This is a genomic window from Streptomyces sp. AM25, assembly GCF_058146165.1.
Genome location: NZ_JBKIWN010000129.1, coordinates 1 through 1,337 on the forward strand (window position 1 = coordinate 1; position 1,337 = coordinate 1,337).

A 1,337-nucleotide genomic window follows, 5' to 3' on the forward strand; every position below is an offset into this window, starting at 1 on the left:
GGCTGTGGGTGTTGTGGTGATGGTCGGTAGAGTCTCCACGAGTTGCAGCCGTGGTCGTGCGATTGAACGACGAGGGGGAGGATGCATGCTGAACTGGGCAAACACAAGCCCGCTGACAGCATCAGGACATCTTCGGATGCGGCCCGGGGACTTCCAAAAGAGAGATCGTCTCATCGAGACACGTGTCGTCGGTCCGCAGGCCGGCATGCTCACGGGGGCGGGTCTCCCGCACGTTGGACTCAAGACCCGCAATGCGTGGAAGTGGGCTGACCACGGTTGGCGGCCGGACGGTTTCTACTACTACCTCGGCGCCTCAGACCCACGACACAATGACCGCGTTGTCGTAGAGGCTGAACGAGGCAAGCCGATCCATCTATTTGAAATGGGTGGGCAGGTTTATCGATACATCGACGAATTCACGCTGGAAGACGTTTGTCTTCCAGTGACGCTTTCCGGTCCCGAAGGGAGACCACTGCACGTGCCGGTCTTCAAACTTCGTCCGACCGAGATCGTTGCACACGTGCCTGGCCAGCTTGAGAGCCTCTGCGACCCGGACGTGATCACCCTGAAGCCTGTCGAGCGAAGCGACCTGCTGCACAGTAGTGCATCAGTGCGCCATGGGATCCGCCCTGAGAACGAACTGGTCCTCCGATTCTGCGAGTTCCTGGACAGCCATGGCTACCCCACCCAACGCATCCAGATTCGGCACACCGCCGACCATGCGCCGATGTTCACCGATATCTGGGTGGACTCCGCCTTCCTTCTTATCGAGGCAAAGGTGCAGCCCGAGCGACGGGAGGTTAGTAACGCGATCGGCCAGATGGCCGACTACACTCGTTTTCTGCCAAACCCACAGCGAGCTATCCTCCTGTCTGGACGACCTGATGGTGATGTGATCGAGCTTGCACATGCCGAACGATGTGCCGTTATCTGGCCGACAGATCATGCTGGGTGGCAGTCGAGTGTTGGATGGCTCGACCAACTCGGTATCCGGTTGGCGAATCTGCGACAGGGGCGTGATGGGTGGACTCGTCGTCACGACCATCTTGTTCGTGATGACCTTGCTGGTGACCATCGTGATCGCGTTTCTTCGAACACATCCGAGCGGAATCGCTGACGTCGTGGAAGTAATGACGAGTTGGTTTCCATGACAGTGGAAGTAAGCCTCGTGGGTGTCTATCTCCCGTTGCAGCTCTTGGATTTCCCTGACCACTTTGCAGTCAGGTGAGATAGGCGCCCGAGAACGTGCCGTCGTAACCCATGGATCGAACGGCCTGGTCAAAGTCCGGTGCCACCTCCGTGACGGGCCCCATCAGGCTCTCGAAGCGACGGTCCGG

The 1,337-nt window shown here is 58.9% G+C and carries 1 protein-coding gene; it reads left to right on the top strand.

From position 1 onward, the window contains the following. Positions 1-85 precede the first annotated feature (85 nt). Positions 86-1,117 carry a hypothetical protein gene (locus ACLHRZ_RS37215; protein WP_490423007.1) on the top strand — a complete coding sequence of 344 codons (1,032 nt, stop codon included), beginning with the start codon at positions 86-88 and terminating at the stop codon, positions 1,115-1,117. Positions 1,118-1,337: the final 220 nt, after the last annotated feature.

Bases quoted from the DNA above. Each gene is read 5' to 3' on its own strand.
- ACLHRZ_RS37215 (WP_490423007.1), top strand. From the start codon at position 86: ATGCTGAACTGGGCAAACACAAGCCCGCTGACAGCATCAGGACATCTT.